This window comes from Streptomyces sp. NPDC006743, assembly GCF_040703815.1.
GTDB lineage: Bacteria > Actinomycetota > Actinomycetes > Streptomycetales > Streptomycetaceae > Streptomyces.
In genome coordinates, this window is the sequence record NZ_JBEYJA010000035.1 from 73,818 (window position 1) to 88,043 (window position 14,226).

12 protein-coding genes are annotated in these 14,226 nt (G+C 74.0%); 10 read left to right on the forward strand and 2 right to left on the reverse strand.

The features are described from left to right. Nucleotides 1–30 precede the first annotated feature (30 nt). From ABZ719_RS25445 to ABZ719_RS25455, 3 genes are read left to right on the forward strand one after another with little or no spacing between them, the layout of a single operon-like run. Nucleotides 31–2,319, forward strand: a complete 2,289-nt coding sequence (locus tag ABZ719_RS25445; RefSeq protein ID WP_366727485.1) for a CDP-glycerol glycerophosphotransferase family protein — start codon at nucleotides 31–33, stop codon at nucleotides 2,317–2,319. 8 nt (nucleotides 2,320–2,327) lie between these two features. Further along, nucleotides 2,328–4,607, forward strand: a complete 2,280-nt coding sequence (locus tag ABZ719_RS25450) for a CDP-glycerol glycerophosphotransferase family protein (protein ID WP_366727486.1) — start codon at nucleotides 2,328–2,330, stop codon at nucleotides 4,605–4,607. Beyond that, complete coding sequence (locus ABZ719_RS25455; protein ID WP_366727487.1) at nucleotides 4,604–5,980, forward strand: hypothetical protein; 1,377 nt, start codon at nucleotides 4,604–4,606, stop codon at nucleotides 5,978–5,980. Before ABZ719_RS25450 ends, ABZ719_RS25455 begins: the two co-directional genes overlap by 4 nt. On the opposite strand, the gene ABZ719_RS25460 is transcribed toward ABZ719_RS25455, so the two are convergent. Then, a complete protein-coding gene (locus tag ABZ719_RS25460) occupies nucleotides 5,970–6,383 on the reverse strand; it encodes an organic hydroperoxide resistance protein (RefSeq protein WP_037862593.1) in 414 nt (137 codons plus the stop codon). The genes ABZ719_RS25455 and ABZ719_RS25460 overlap by 11 nt on opposite strands. A 137-nt stretch (nucleotides 6,384–6,520) precedes the next feature. Between ABZ719_RS25460 and ABZ719_RS25465 the strand changes: the two genes are divergently transcribed. The 5 genes from ABZ719_RS25465 (at nucleotide 6,521) to ABZ719_RS25485 (ending at nucleotide 11,587) form a co-directional block, all read left to right on the forward strand. Next, nucleotides 6,521–7,003, forward strand: coding sequence for a MarR family transcriptional regulator (locus ABZ719_RS25465; RefSeq protein WP_366727488.1), 483 nt, complete (start codon nucleotides 6,521–6,523; stop codon nucleotides 7,001–7,003). 182 nt (nucleotides 7,004–7,185) lie between these two features. Continuing rightward, the gene (locus tag ABZ719_RS25470) at nucleotides 7,186–8,472 is read left to right on the forward strand and encodes a glycosyltransferase family 87 protein (protein WP_366727489.1); all 1,287 of its coding nucleotides are present in this window, start codon (nucleotides 7,186–7,188) and stop codon (nucleotides 8,470–8,472) included. Between the two features lie 44 nt (nucleotides 8,473–8,516). Beyond that, a complete protein-coding gene (locus tag ABZ719_RS25475) occupies nucleotides 8,517–10,133 on the forward strand; it encodes a glycosyltransferase family 2 protein (RefSeq protein WP_366727499.1) in 1,617 nt (538 codons plus the stop codon). 88 nt (nucleotides 10,134–10,221) lie between these two features. Continuing rightward, nucleotides 10,222–11,202, forward strand: coding sequence for a UDP-glucose 4-epimerase GalE (galE, locus tag ABZ719_RS25480; protein ID WP_366727490.1), 981 nt, complete (start codon nucleotides 10,222–10,224; stop codon nucleotides 11,200–11,202). A 217-nt stretch (nucleotides 11,203–11,419) separates the two neighbouring features. Continuing rightward, complete coding sequence (locus ABZ719_RS25485) at nucleotides 11,420–11,587, forward strand: hypothetical protein (protein ID WP_366727491.1); 168 nt, start codon at nucleotides 11,420–11,422, stop codon at nucleotides 11,585–11,587. Nucleotides 11,588–11,614: 27 nt separating this feature from the next. Here ABZ719_RS25485 and ABZ719_RS25490 read toward each other — a convergent pair whose 3' ends face one another. Beyond that, nucleotides 11,615–12,253, reverse strand: coding sequence for a TetR/AcrR family transcriptional regulator (locus tag ABZ719_RS25490; RefSeq protein WP_366727492.1), 639 nt, complete (start codon nucleotides 12,251–12,253; stop codon nucleotides 11,615–11,617). A 170-nt stretch (nucleotides 12,254–12,423) separates the two neighbouring features. Between ABZ719_RS25490 and ABZ719_RS25495 the strand changes: the two genes are divergently transcribed. Both ABZ719_RS25495 and ABZ719_RS25500 read left to right on the forward strand, forming a co-directional pair. After that, nucleotides 12,424–13,338, forward strand: coding sequence for an ABC transporter permease (locus ABZ719_RS25495; RefSeq protein ID WP_366727493.1), 915 nt, complete (start codon nucleotides 12,424–12,426; stop codon nucleotides 13,336–13,338). After that, nucleotides 13,331–14,122, forward strand: coding sequence for an ABC transporter ATP-binding protein (locus ABZ719_RS25500; RefSeq protein ID WP_366727494.1), 792 nt, complete (start codon nucleotides 13,331–13,333; stop codon nucleotides 14,120–14,122). The genes ABZ719_RS25495 and ABZ719_RS25500 overlap by 8 nt, the downstream gene beginning before the upstream one ends. Nucleotides 14,123–14,226 lie beyond the last annotated feature (104 nt).

A 14,226-nucleotide genomic window follows, 5' to 3' on the forward strand; every position in this document is an offset into this window, starting at 1 on the left:
CCGACCAAGAGCCCCCGAAGGAAGAGCCGCATGCCGCGCTTCAGCATCATCGTCCCGTCCCACGGTGTGGCGGGCCGGCTGTCCCTGGCGCTGGACTCCGTCCTCGCCCAGTCCTACGGCGACTTCGAGCTGATCCCGGTCTGCGACGGACCCGGCGCCCCGGCCGCCGACGTGGCCGCCGCGCACGCCCGGCGGGATTCACGGGTGCGGCCGGTGCACTCGCCGCCGTCCGCCGGGCTGGGCGGCGCGCGCAACGCGGGGACGGCCGCCGCGACCGGCGCCTACCTGCTGTTCCTGGACGGCGACGACGTGCTCGCGCCGGGTGCGCTGAGCGCGCTGGCCGGGCGTCTGGCGCAGACCGGCGACGTCGACGCGCTGTACTTCGAGCACGAGCGGACGCCCTGGTGGGAGGGGCTGCCCCGGCCCGTGGACCCGCCCGGGGCCCTTCCCGGCGGCCTGCCCGCCGGTCTTCCCGACCCGCTGCCCGAACACGCCTTCGCGCCCGCCGGCGCCCCCCGGCTGACCGGTGTCCGGCTGCCCGCGTGGAGCGCCGCCTACCGCCGTGCCTTCGTGAGCGGCCACCGGCTCGCCTTCCCGCCCGGGCACCACACCGACCTCGCCTGGGGCGGCCAGGTCGTGCTGGCCGCCGAGCGGATCGCGGTCCTGCGCCGGGTCGTCGTGCGGCATCTGCTGCGCCGGCAGGGCAGCCGGCTCGAACTCCCGGGCGAGCACCAGTTCGACCTCCTCGACCAGTCGGAACGGGTGCTCGTCCGGGCCAGGGAACAGGGCCTGTCCGGGGAACGGTTCGCGGCGCTGTTCGCACAGGTCATGGAGGTCGTGACGGAGACGGCCCGGCACCCGGCGCGGGTGCCCGCGGGCCGCCGCCGCGCCTTCTTCGACCGGGCCCGTCTGCTGGACCGCGACCACCGCCCGGCCGGGTTCCGCCCGCCCGCCGGCCACCCCGGTCTGCCGCCCCGGCTGCCCGCGCCCCTGACCCACCCGGTCTTCCGCGTGCGCGGTGCCGCCGCCAGGGCCGCCGGGCGGGCCGCACGGGCGGGCGCCGGCGCCGCGTCCGGTCTGCGCGCCGTGCGCACGCGCCTCGCCTACCGGTGGCACCTGCGCCGGCCGCTCGACGACGACCTCGTCGTGTACTGCGCGTACTGGGGCCGCGGCTACGCCTGCAACCCGGCCGCCCTGCACGCCAGGGCCCTGGAACTCGCCCCGCACCTGCGCGCGGTGTTCCTCGTCGAGCCCGGGCAGGAACACACCGTGCCCGAGGGCGTCGACCACGCGCTGATCGGCAGCCCCCGCGCCTGGAAGGTGCTGGCCCGCGCCAAGTACCTGGTGAACAACGCCAACTTCGCCGACGCCGTCGTCAAACGGCCCGGCAGCGTGCACGTGCAGACCCAGCACGGCACCCCGCTGAAGACGATGGGCTGCGACCAGTCGACGTACCCGGTCGTCGCGGCGCAGTCGGGCAGTTTCACCGGGCTGCTGCGGCGCGTGGACCGCTGGGACCACAACCTCTCCTCCAACCGGCACTCCACCGAGGTGTGGGAGCGGGCCTTCCCCGGCACGTACGAGACCCTGGAGTACGGCTATCCGCGCAACGACCTCCTGCTGACGGCCGGTGCCGAGGACGTGGCCCGCGTCCGCCGCGCGCTGGGCGTGCCCGAGGGGGCGACGGCCGTCCTGTACGCCCCCACCCACCGCGACCACCACACCGGTTTCGAACCCGGCCTGGATCTGGAGGAGTTCTGCGCCGCGGCCGGCGACGACGTCGTCGTACTGCTGCGCGCCCACTACTTCTACGACCGGGGCGGCCGCGCCGGCAGCGGGCGGGTCATCGACGTGACCGCGCACCGCTCCACCGAGGAGGTGTGCCTGGCCGCCGACGCGCTGATCACCGACTACTCGTCGATCATGTTCGACTACGCCAACCTGGACCGCCCGATCGTCGTGTACGCCGACGACTGGGACGTGTACCGCATGACGCGGGGCGTCTGCTTCGACCTGCTCGCGAGCCCGCCGGGCCCGGTGGCGCACACGCCCGGGGAACTGGCGGCCCTCTTCCGCGACGGCTCGTTCGCGGGGGCCCGGTCGGCGGCACTGCGGGCGGTGTTCCGGGAGCGGTTCTGCCAGTTCGACGACGGCCGGGCCGCCGAACGCGTCGTGCGCCGGGTCTTCCTCGGTGAGCCCGAGGCGGCGCTGCCGCCGGTGATCCCGCTCGCCGCCCGTGTCCCGGCCCCGGCCGCCGTGCCCTTCACCAGGACCGGCGTGCCCGCCGTACGGTCCGCCGCCCCCTTCGTGAGGAGCTGACGAGAGCAGTGCCCCGCTTCAGCGTCATCGTTCCCTGCTTCAACGTGCAGGGCTTCCTGCGCGAGTGCCTCGACTCCGTCCTCGGGCAGTCCTTCCGGGACATCGAGGTGATCGCCGTCGACGACAGCTCCCCCGACGGCTCGGGCGCGATCCTCGACGAGTACGCCGAGCGCGACCCGCGCGTGCGTGTGCTGCACCTGCCGGAGAACGTCGGGCTCGGCCGCGCCCGCAACGCCGGGATGCCGTCGGCCACCGGCGACTTCCTCTTCTTCCTCGACAGCGACGACACCCTCACTCCGGGCGCGCTGCGCGCCATGGCCGACCGGCTGGCCGAGACCCGCGACCCCGACGTGCTGGTCTTCGACTACGCGCGCGCCTACTGGTGGGGCGGGACACGGCGCAACGCCCTGGCGAGGGTCCTGGCCGAGGCGGGCGAGGGGACGTTCACGGCGGCCGAGCGGCCCGAGATCCTGGACCTGCTCATGGTGGTGTGGAACAAGCTGTACCGGCGCGACTTCGTCGAGGCGCACGGCTTCGCCTTCCCGCCCGGCTACTACGAGGACACCCCCTGGACCTTCCCGGTCCTGCTCACCGCCGGCCGGATCGCCGTGCTGGACCGGATCTGCCTGCTGTACCGGCAGCGCCGGCAGGGCAACATCCTGTCCACCACCAGCCGCAGGCACTTCGACGTCCACGACCAGTACGAGCGGGTCTTCGCGTACGTGGACGCGCACCCGGAGCTGGCGTCCTGGCGGCCGTACCTGCACCGCAAGATGGGCGAGCACTGCCTGGACATCCTGGCCAAGCCGGACCGGCTGCCGCCCGCGGACAAGGCCGAGTTCTTCCGCCGGACGGCCGAACTGTTCCAGGCGCACCGGCCCGCGGACACGGCCGTGGACGGATCGGTCGCCGCGCTGGAGGGCAGCTGGGCCGCCTACCGGCTGCGGCGGCAGGCCGCGCGGGCGGGACGGGAGCTGGGCCGGCGGGCGCGGCAGGGCCGCCGGGTGGCGGCGCGCGGGGTGAAGGGCGGCTGGGCCGCGCTGCACACCCGCCGGCCGCTGGACGAGAACCTCGTCCTGTACTCGGCGTTCTCGCACCGCGGGGTGCTCGGTGATCCGGCGGCCGTGCACCGCAGGGCGCAGGAGATCGCCCCGCACCTGCGCGGGGTGTGGGTGGTGCGCGACGCGGAGCAGGCGCGGCGGTCCGGACTGCTGCCGCCCGGCGTCGAGTACGTGCTGCCCGGCACCCTGCGCTTCCGCGAACTCGCGGCGCGGGCGGCGTACTTCGTGAACAACGTCAACTGGCCCGACGTGCCCGCCAAGCGCCCCGGCAGCGTCCACATCCACACCCATCAGGGGACCCCGCTGAAGTTCATGGGCGCCGACCTGCTGGCCAAGCCGGGCGCCCGGCTCGGCCTGGACGTCCCGGGCATGCTGCGCCGCGCCGACCGCTGGGACCACAGCCTGGTCGCCAACCTCCACTCCGAGCTGGTCTGGGAGCGGGCCTACCCGTGCCGTTTCGCCTCCGCGCGCACCGGGAGCCCGCGCAACGACGTCCTCGTGCGGGCCCGTGCGGGGCAGGGCGGTGAGCCGGGGGCCGCGGTGCGTGCCCGGCTCGGCATCCCGGCGGACCACACGGTGGTGCTGTACGCGCCGACGCCGCGTGAGTACCGGCGCGGCGGGTACGCCGAACGCTTCGAGGCGGCGCGGCTCGCCGCGGACCTGGGCGAGGGGCACACCCTCGTCGTCCGGCTGCACCCGTCGCTGGCGAACGGCCCCGCGCGCGGCCTGGGCCTGGCCGAGCTGCACCGGCGCGGTGTGCTCGTGGACGCGACGGACGAACCGTTCGTCGAGGAGGTGATGCTCGCCTCCGACGTCCTGGTCACCGACTATTCCACCTTGATGTTCGACTACGCCGCCCTGGACCGGCCGATCGTGCTGCACGCCGACGACCTCGGCGCGTACACCGCGAGCCGGGGCCTGTACGTCGACATCACCGCCGAACCGCCGGGCCACGTGGCGCGCTCCTACCGGGAACTGGCGTGGCTGCTGGCGTCGGGGAGCTGGCGGGACGCGGAGTCGGCGCGTCTGCGAGCGGCCTTCCGGGCCCGCTACTGCGCGTTCGACGACGGGTGGGCGGCGGAACGCGTGGTGCGCACGCTGATGCTCGGCGAGCGGGACTGGACCCCGCCCGGACCCGCCGTCTCCGGCCCGGTCGCCGCGTCCGCGCCGGCCGCCGCCCAGGTACCCGCCCAGCTCTCCGGCCACGGCCGGCTCGCCCCGTCATGAGGACACGCACCCGGGCGCGGGAGGCCGCGGCCCGGCTGCGCGGGCCACGCGGCTGGGTCCTGCTGTTCGCCGTGGTGTTCGCGCTGCTCCAGCTCGGCACCGTCACCGGCCGGGACACGCCCGACACCAAGAACTACCTGTCCTACGCCCTGAGCCTCGGCGGCGCGGACAAGCGGGAGACGGCGGCCGTCACGATCGACTACGCCTGTGCGGGCCGGGCCGCCCGCGCCCGCCGCGAGCACGCTGTGGACGTGCTGCGCTTCCGCGCGCCGAGCCCGGACGCCCGGGTGGCGAAGGAGTGCCGGGACGGGCTGTGGCGCACCGTGGACGCGCGGCTGCGGGCCGGGCAGAGGGGCGGCCACACCCTGCCGTTCATGCCGGTGCGCTTCATGCGGATCTTCGAGGTGCGCCCCGGCTACCCGGTGTTCCTGGTCCCCTTCGTCACCGTCCTCGGGGCGACCTGGGGCCTGTGGGCGGCGGGCGTGACCGTGACGGTGGCGGGCGGCGTCCTCGTGTACCTGCTGCTGCGCCGCCGCCGGGTGCCGGTGCCCCTGGCGCTGACCGGCCAGGCCCTGTACTACGTCCTGCCGTGCGGCACCACCGCCATGCGGCCGATGACCGAGGGCCTGATGACGGCGCTGACCCTGGCGGCGCTGTGGGGCTGCGCCCTGGCTCTGGACGGGCGCGCCCGGCTGGGGCCCGCCGTGGTGGCGGGCGCCCTGCTCGCGCTGTTCACGGTGAAGCACTCCCAGGCGCTGTTCCTCGCGCTGTGCCTGGCCGCCGCGGGCGCGCTGACCGCCCTGCGCCGGCGGGCACGGCCCGGACCGGCCCGGCGTGCGGTCACGGCGGTCACCGCGGTGGCGTGCTGCGCGGTCGCCGGCACCCTGCTGGTGGCGCGGGCGCTGCACTACCCGTCCGAGTACGACAGCCTCCAGGACCTGCTCACCGGCCACTACGCCCGGCCGGACCGGGCCCGTCCGTGGTCCGAGCTGCTGCACCTGGAGCTGAGCTTCTGGCGGGAGTGGCTGCGCCGTCAGCTGTGGCAGCCGCTGTTCGCGGCGCTGCTCGCCGCCGGTGCCTGGGGTGCCCTCGGAGCCCGCCGGGGTGCCGGTCCCGGGCGGGAGCGGGCGTTCGGCGCGTTCGTCGTGGCGGCCGCGTGCACCGGGTTCCTCAACCAGGCGGCGCACCCCGACATCACCGTGTGGGGCGAGCGGCTGATCGTGCTGGCCTGGCTGCTGCCGGTGCTGGGGCTGCCGCTGCTGCTGGACGCGCCGCTCCCGGGGGCGCGCCGGCCGGCGGCGGGCATCCCGGGGCCCCGTACACGCAGCGCGGCCGGCGAGGAGCGCAGCCCGGAGGGGACCGTCACTCGATGACGAGTTCGACCGGGATGTTGCCGCGGGTGGCGTTGGAGTAGGGGCAGACCTGGTGGGCCTGCTCGACCAGCTCGCGGCCGGTGGCCGCGTCCACGGTGTCGGGCAGCTCGATGCGCAGGGTGACCGCGAGGGCGAAGCCCTCCCCCTGCTTGCTGAGGCCGACCTCGCCGGTGACGGCGGCGTCGCTCACGTCCGCCTTGGCCTTGCGGCCGACGAGGGCGAGGGCGCTGGCGAAGCAGGCCGCGTACCCCGCGGCGAAGAGCTGCTCGGGGTTGGTGCCCTGCCCGTCGCCGCCGAGTTCGGCGGGCGGGGCGAGCTGCACGTCCAGCTTGCCGTCGGAGCTGAAGGCGCGGCCGTCACGGCCGTGGGTGGCGGTGGCTACGGCGGTGTAGAGCGCGTCCATGGAGAACCATCCCTGTCGTTGCGTCGAGGAGCGTGATGCCGTCCGCGGGTGCCTGGGGCGCCCGGTGCGGACGACCATGAGTAGATCACACAATTAAGTTGTGCACAACTGAATGACGCCCGAGGTACCCTGGGCGCATGACGACCGAGGCACCGCGGACCCCCGCCCCCGACGAGGAGTGGCTCCACCTGGACCACCAGGTCTGCTTCGCGCTGCACGCCGCCTCGCGCGCCTTCACCGGCGTCTACCGCGGCCTCCTCAAGGAACTGAACCTCACCTACCCGCAGTACCTGGTGATGCTGGTGCTGTGGGAGCAGGGCGACACCCCCGTCAAACGGCTGGGCGAGCGCCTGCGCCTGGACTCCGGGACCCTCTCCCCGCTGCTCAAGCGCCTGGAGGCGGCGGGCCTGGTGACCCGGGAGCGCAGCGCGCGCGACGAGCGGTCGGTCCAGGTGCGGCTGACCGGCGAGGGCACCGCCCTGCGCGAGCGGGCGGCCCGGGTACCCCGCGCGATCATGACCGCGACCGGCCTCACCGCCGAGGAGGCCGCGGACCTGCACATGCGCCTCGCCCGGCTCACCGAGGCCCTGGACACGGCGGCGGCAGGCCTCCCCGGCTGACCCACCGCGCGCCCGCGCCTGCTCTCACGCCGGCACCCGCGCCACCCGCCCGCACGGGCACGGACGCGGGTACCCGTACCGGTACCGGCATGCCCGGCCAGGGGGGCTCGGCGACTTCTTACCGGTGATTTGCCCGCGTATCGGCTGGGGCACGGCATTCGCACGCATTACGATCCGCCGTGATGAGTGCCTTCCGGAGCGTGCCGCGTGCCCTGATCCGCCTCTCGGCGAGACACCGCCTCCTCACCCTGACGGCCGCCTGGCTCCTCACCCGCGCCCTGACGCTGTGGCTGCTCGCCCACGACACGCTGCCCGGACTGGGCGGGGGCGCGGTGGCGCGCGAGGTGTGGAAGCTGTACCACCGCTGGTACCTCGTCCTCTCCCACGGCGCCTTCCCGGCGCACGACACGCTGTGGCAGTACCCGCCGGGCGCCGGACCGGTCCTGCTGTCGCCGGCGCTGCTTCCCTGGCTGACGTACTTCCAGGCGTTCGTCGCCCTCAGCCTGGCCGCCGACGCGGTGATCGCCCTCGCCCTGGCCCGCGCGGGCACCCGGCCGGGCCGCAGCCTGCGCGGCGCCGGCTACTGGACGCTGGGCCTGCCGCTGCTGCTGCACGTCCCGCTGGCCCGCTACGACATCCAGGTCACCGCCTTCGCCGTGCTGTCCCTGCTGGCGCTGCGCCGCTCGCCGCGCGCCTGCGGCACGCTCGCCGCGCTGGGCGCGCTGGTGAAGGTGTGGCCCGCCCTGGTGCTGCTGGGCACCCCCCGGGGGCGCACGACACGCTCCGCCTGGATCTGGGCGGCCGGGACCGGGGCCGCGTGCGCCCTGGTCCTCGCCGGGACGTTCCGCAACCCGCTGGCCTTCGTGCACCAGCAGGGCGGCCGGGGCGTGCAGATCGAGTCCTTCGGCGGCACGGTGCTCGCCTTCGCCACCCACGCGGGCTGGCCGGGCGCCGTGCGGTACCAGTACGGGGCGCTGGAGTTCACCGGTCCGCACGTCACCACCGTGGCGCATGTCTCACTGGCCCTGTCCGCGGCGGCCCTCGCCCTGCTGCTCCTGTGGCGGGTGCGGGCCAGGCACTGGACACCGGCCACGCCCTGCGACGCCGCGCTGAGCGCCGTCCTGCTGTTCACCGTGACCAGCAGGGTGATCAGCCCGCAGTACATGGTCTGGCTGCTGGGACTCGCCGCGGTGTGCCTGACCTCACGGCAGACCACCCAGCGCCCGGTGGCCGCGATGATCGCCTGCGCCTGCCTGGTCAGCGCGATCGCCTATCCGACGCTCTACAGTCAGGTGGCGGACTGCACGTGGACGGGTTGTGTGTTGATGCTGACCCGCAACGGCCTGCTGGCCGTGGCCACGGTAGTCTCGTTCGTCCGGCTGTGGCGCTCGACGAGACCCGTGGTGCCCCGCAGACAACCCGAGCAGGACCCGCACCGTCTTCCGTCCGGGACGCTGAGTTCCACTTAACGGGAGATTACCGACCACACCTACGATATTCGGCCGTGGACTCCATGCACCTGCACCCGCAGCAGAACCCGCACGTCAGCGTCGTCGTCATCGGCTTCAACGATGTCGACCGCATAGCGCACGCGGTACGTTCCGCGCTCGTCCAGGGCCCCATGGTCCGCGAGGTCGTCGCCGTCGACGACTGCTCCACCGACGGCACCCACGAACTGCTCAGACGCCTCGCCGAGGACGAGCCGCGGCTGCGGGTGATCCGGCGCGAGACCAACAGCGGCGGCTGCGGCAGCCCGCGCAACACCGGCATCGACGCGGTGACGTCGCCGTACCTGATGTTCCTCGACAGCGACGACGTGCTGCCGCCGGGCGCGGTCGACGCGCTGCTCACGACCGCCGACCAGGAGGACGCGCAGGTCGCCGGCGGCCTGTGCGTGCGCCGCGAGCTGCCCTCGGGACGCGAGGTGCCCTGGCAGGGCGAGCTGTACGCGGACACCACCGTCCTCGCGCACCCCGCGCAGCAGCCCGGGATCGTGCACGACACGCTGTGCGTCAACAAGCTGTACCGCACCGCCTTCCTCCGTGAGCACGGCATCCGCTTCCCCGAGGGCCGCTTCCCCTACGAGGACATCGTGTTCACCGCACGGGTCCTGGCCGCGGCACCGCGCATGGCCTTCGTCCCGGACCAGGTGTACGTGTGGAACGTACGCCGCTCCGCCGAACAGCTGTCCATCTCCCTGGACCGGGCCCACGTCGAGAACTGGCAGGCGCGCACCGAGGCCAACCGGCAGGCGTACGAGATCCTGCTGAACGCCGGGCAGAAGGAACTGGCGCGCTCGGCCCGCGCCAAGTTCCTGGAGCACGAGCTGCGCATGTACGCGCGCGAGCTGACCCTGCGCGACGCGAAGTACCGCCGCGCCTGGTGGTCCCACACCCGCACGTACCTCCAGGGGTACGACGCCGGTGACTGGACGGCCGAACCGACCGCGCCCGGCCACCTCATCGCCCGGGTCGTGCTGGCCTCGCCCGAGCCGCGCGACCTGCCCCGGCTGAAGGAACTGGCCGCCCGGCCCGCCCGGCTGTGCCCGCCCTACGCGCGCGGCGCGGACGGCGTCCCCGTCTGGTCGGACGACCTGACCGAGCTGACCCTGGAGCCCTACCTGTCCCGGCCGGCGCACCGGCTGCCGCTCACCGTGGACGCGGCCCTGCGCCCCCGCGCGCGGGGCGCCACCCTGCTGCGGCTGCGCCTGCACGAGATGTACGGCAGGGTCGCGGCCGCGAAGCCGCGCACGCTGGAGGTGGAGTGGCTGCACCGCGAGGCGGGCCGCGTCGCGCAGCGCGCCACCGTGACGCTGCGGCCCGACGCCGGTGACACCTGGCGGGCCGACACGGTCGTGGACCTCGCGGCCCTGGGAGCCGGGACGTGGGACCTGCGCCTGCGGGTGCTGTTCGCCGACGGCACCTGCCGCGAGGTGACCGCTCACGCCTGGGCGGACACCGGGCTGCTGCGCCGCAGCGTCGTGCCGAGTCTGCGGTTCGGCGTCCTGCTCGTGCAGCCCTACGCCACGCACTCCGGCGCCCTGGCGCTGCGCCTGGCCACCGGCTGGCGCGGCGCGACCACGGTCCTGCGCGGCAGGCTCCGCCGCCTGCTGGGCCGGGGAACCGGATGACGGCCTGCGCGCATCCCAGCTGACGAGCACCACCTGCACCACCTGCACCACAGCACCACCTGGGCCAACTGATGAGGAGACGCCCGCAATGACCTGGCTGATCACCGGCGGCGCCGGCTACATCGGAGCGCACGTCGTCCGTGCGATGACCGAAGCGGGCGAGCAGGCCGTCGTCTACGACGACCTGTCCACGGGCATCGCGGAGCGCGTCCCCGACGGGGTCCCGCTGGTGGTGGGCTCCACCCTGGACGCCGACCGGGTGGCGCGGACCCTCACCGGGCACGGGATCACCGGTGTCGTCCACCTCGCGGCGAAGAAGCAGGTCGGCGAGTCGGTGGACCTGCCCCTGCAGTACTACCGGGAGAACGTGGAGGGCCTGCGCGTCCTGCTGGAGGCGGTGACGGCCGCCGGCGTAGGCGCCTTCGTGTTCTCCTCCTCGGCGGCCGTCTACGGCATGCCGGACGTGGACCTGGTCACCGAGGAGACCCCGTGCGTGCCCATGTCGCCGTACGGGGAGACGAAGCTGGCCGGTGAGTGGCTGGTCCGCGCGACGGGCCGGGCCGCGGGCCTGTCCACGGCCTGTCTGCGCTACTTCAACGTGGCCGGCGCGGCGGCCCCGGACCTGGCGGACACCGGGGTCTGCAACCTCGTCCCCATGGTCTTCGAGAAGCTGACCGAGAACGCGCCGCCGCGCATCTTCGGCGACGACTACGCCACCCCGGACGGCACCTGCGTCCGCGACTACATCCACGTGGTGGACCTCGCGGAGGCCCACGTGGCCGCGGCCCGCGCGCTGCGCGCCACGCCCGGACTCGGACTGACCCTGAACATCGGCCGCGGCGAGGGCGTGTCGGTGCGCGAGATGATCGACACGATCGGCGCCGTCACCGGGCACCACCGCCCGCCGACGGTCACCCCGCGCCGCCCCGGCGACCCGGCCCGCGTCGTGGCCTCCGCCGACCGCATCGCCACCGAACTCGGCTGGAAGGCCAAGCACGACGTCCACGACATGATCACCTCCGCCTGGGAGGGCTGGCTGCGCCACCACCCGGAGGCGGCCCGCCACTGACCTCCCCGGCCGGCCGCCACGACCGCCCCCGCCCGGACCGGAGGAGGCGGGGGCGCCCCACCCGGCTCCGTCGCCGGCGACGCCCTCGCAGCCCCCTTCGAGTCCGGCCCCGAGGGGGCCTTCACCCGCCGCTTCCCGCACCGTCCGACGGAGCCGTCCGGCCGCGCCCCGGTTCCGCCGTCTTGGCGCTGCGCACCACCGTTCCTACGCGGACGCCGTGCGCGCCGCCGTCGGCCTCGGCGGCGACACGGACACCATGACGGCCGTCACCGGCGGCCTGGCCGGTGCCGTCCACGCGCCGGTGCCGTCCCGGCCCGGTGGACCGGGGCGCCGCACGTGCCGCTGCCCGGCCGGGACGGCCGGGAGCCGCGCTCACCCGGGCTGACCGCGCCGGCCCGGCGCCCGGCGGCCGTCACAGCGCCTTGAGCGCCTGAGCCGTCCCCCGGGCCAGGCCGCCCAGATACCCCTTGGGGAGCTTCGGGCTGCGGATGACGACGGCGCGCCAGTACAGCGGCCCGGAGATCAGGTCGAGGGCCAGATCGCGGTCGAGTCCGGCGCGGACCTCGCCGCGCTCCTCGGCCGCCGCGAGGATGCTGCTGGCGACGCCCTCCTGACCGTCGCGCAGGGCCTTCTGCACGGCCTCGGCGAGGTCGGGGTTGCGGGCCGCCTCGGCCTGGAGGTCGGGGAGGATCTGCGAGGCCACGGGGTGGCGCAGGGCGCGCGAGGTCACCTCGTACAGCAGGCGCAGGTCCGTCTCCAGGGACCCGGTGTCGGGTGCGGGCAGGCCCTGGACGGCGAGCGCGGAGACGACGTCGAGCACCAGGTGCAGCTTGGAGCGCCAGCGGCGGTACACCGCGGTCTTGCCGACGCCCGCGCGCCGCGCGATGCCCTCGATGGACATGCGCGCGTAGCCGACGGCCGCGAGTTCCCCGAAGACGGCGGCCCGGATCGCCTCCGTCACGTCCTCCCTCAGCACGGCCGCCCCCGCGGGGGCACGGCGGCGCTGGGACGTCTGGGAACCGCCGGCGTTCGTCGTCATGGGTTCCAGCATAGGGCGTGACGACGAAACGGTTGCGTTGCGACGTCACTTGGGCCTACGCTCACGTTGCGACGATACGGTCCCGTTCCGACGTAAGAGAACGTGAAGAGAACCGTAAGGAAACGGGTGGTGGACACGGAGCCCCCTCCCGCGCCCCCTCCCCCCGAGCGAAAGCAGCGGATGTGAGCCAGGTCCTCCACACACCGCCCCCCGCCCCGGCCCAGACCGAGGACGACCTGGGGGCGCTCGCCGCCCGCCACGGCCTGTCCGTCAGCGGCGCCCGCCCCACCCTGCCCGCCTACGTGCGCGAACTGTGGGCGCGGCGCCACTTCATCACCGCCTTCGCCACCGCCAAGCTCACCGCCCAGTACAGCCAGGCGAAGCTGGGCCAGGTCTGGCAGGTCGCCACCCCGCTGCTGAACGCGGCGGTCTACTACTTCATCTTCGGCGTCCTGCTCGGCACCAGCCGGGGCGTCTCGGACTACATCCCGTTCCTGGTCACCGGCGTGTTCATCTGGACCTTCACGCAGAGTTCGATCATGGCGGGCACCCGGGCGATCTCCGGCAATCTGGGCCTCGTGCGGGCCCTGCACTTCCCGCGGGCCGCGCTGCCGATCTCCTTCGCGCTCCAGCAGCTCCAGCAGCTGCTGTTCTCGATGGCCGCCCTCGTGGTGATCCTGCTCTGCTTCGGCGTGATGCCCGCCGTCTCCTGGGCGCTGGCCGTGCCGGTGCTGGTGCTCCAGTTCGTCTTCAACGCGGGCGTGTCCATGGTCGTGGCCCGGATGGGCGCGAAGACCCCGGACATCGCCCAGCTGATGCCGTTCCTGCTGCGCACCTGGATGTACGTCTCCGGTGTGATGTGGAGCATCGACGCGACCCTCAAGCACAGCAGCATGCCGCACATCGTCAAGACGCTGCTGGAGATCAACCCCGCCGCCGTCTACATCGACCTGACGCGCTTCGCGCTCATCGACAGCTTCAAGGCCCACCAGCTCCCGCACCACGTGTGGGCGTACGCGGTGGGCTGGGCACTGCTCGCCGGCGTCGGCGGGTTCGTCTACTTCTGGAAGGCCGAGGAGAGGTACGGACGTGGCTGAGCAGACCGGCGAGAGGGTCCCCACCGTCGTCGCCGACCAGGTGGACATCGTCTACCGGGTGCACGGCACGGGCGCCGGGCGCGGCTCCGCGACCGCCGCGCTCCACCGCATCGTGCGCCCCGGCAAGGCGGAGAAGGCCGCGGGCGTGCGCCGGGTGCACGCGGTGAAGAAGGCCTCCTTCGTCGCCTACAAGGGCGAGGCGATCGGCCTCATCGGCACCAACGGCTCCGGCAAGTCCACCCTGCTCAAGGCCATCGCGGGCCTGCTGCCGGTGGAGAGCGGCAAGATCTACACCGACGGCCAGCCGTCCCTGCTCGGGGTCAACGCGGCCCTGATGAACGACCTCACCGGCGAGCGCAACGTCCACCTCGGCGGCCTGGCCATGGGCATGTCCCGCGAGCAGGTCAAGGCGCGCTACCAGGAGATCGTCGACTTCTCGGGCATCAACGAGAAGGGCGACTTCATCACGCTGCCGATGCGGACGTACTCCTCCGGCATGGCGGCGCGGCTGCGGTTCTCCATCGCCGCCGCCAAGGACCACGACGTCCTCCTCATCGACGAGGCACTGGCCACCGGCGACCGCAAGTTCCAGAAGCGCTCGGAGGAACGCATCCGTGAACTGCGCAAGCAGGCGGGCACGGTCTTCCTCGTCAGCCACAACAACAACTCGATCCGCGACACCTGCGAGCGCGTGCTGTGGCTGGAGCGCGGGGTCCTGCGCATGGACGGCCCCACCAACGAGGTCCTCAAGGCCTACGAGGCCTTCACCAGCGGGAAGTCCTAGGGACGGACACCCCGTTATCTTCTTCGCGGTCCTGCAAGAGGGCCGCTGGCCTCCGGGCCCGGTATGACTGTTGCCCCCTGTCGAGTGGATGACCTGGGGGGTGG

Excerpts from the sequence above, each read along its gene's own strand:
- ABZ719_RS25445 (WP_366727485.1), top strand. The coding sequence starts at position 31 with ATGCCGCGCTTCAGCATCATCGTCCCGTCCCACGGTGTGGCGGGCCGG.
- ABZ719_RS25455 (WP_366727487.1), top strand. The coding sequence starts at position 4,604 with ATGAGGACACGCACCCGGGCGCGGGAGGCCGCGGCCCGGCTGCGCGGG.
- ABZ719_RS25460 (WP_037862593.1), bottom strand. The coding sequence starts at position 6,383 with ATGGACGCGCTCTACACCGCCGTAGCCACCGCCACCCACGGCCGTGAC.
- ABZ719_RS25465 (WP_366727488.1), top strand. The coding sequence starts at position 6,521 with ATGACGACCGAGGCACCGCGGACCCCCGCCCCCGACGAGGAGTGGCTC.
- ABZ719_RS25470 (WP_366727489.1), top strand. The coding sequence starts at position 7,186 with ATGAGTGCCTTCCGGAGCGTGCCGCGTGCCCTGATCCGCCTCTCGGCG.
- ABZ719_RS25475 (WP_366727499.1), top strand. The coding sequence starts at position 8,517 with ATGCACCTGCACCCGCAGCAGAACCCGCACGTCAGCGTCGTCGTCATC.
- galE (WP_366727490.1), top strand. The coding sequence starts at position 10,222 with ATGACCTGGCTGATCACCGGCGGCGCCGGCTACATCGGAGCGCACGTC.
- ABZ719_RS25490 (WP_366727492.1), bottom strand. The coding sequence starts at position 12,253 with ATGCTGGAACCCATGACGACGAACGCCGGCGGTTCCCAGACGTCCCAG.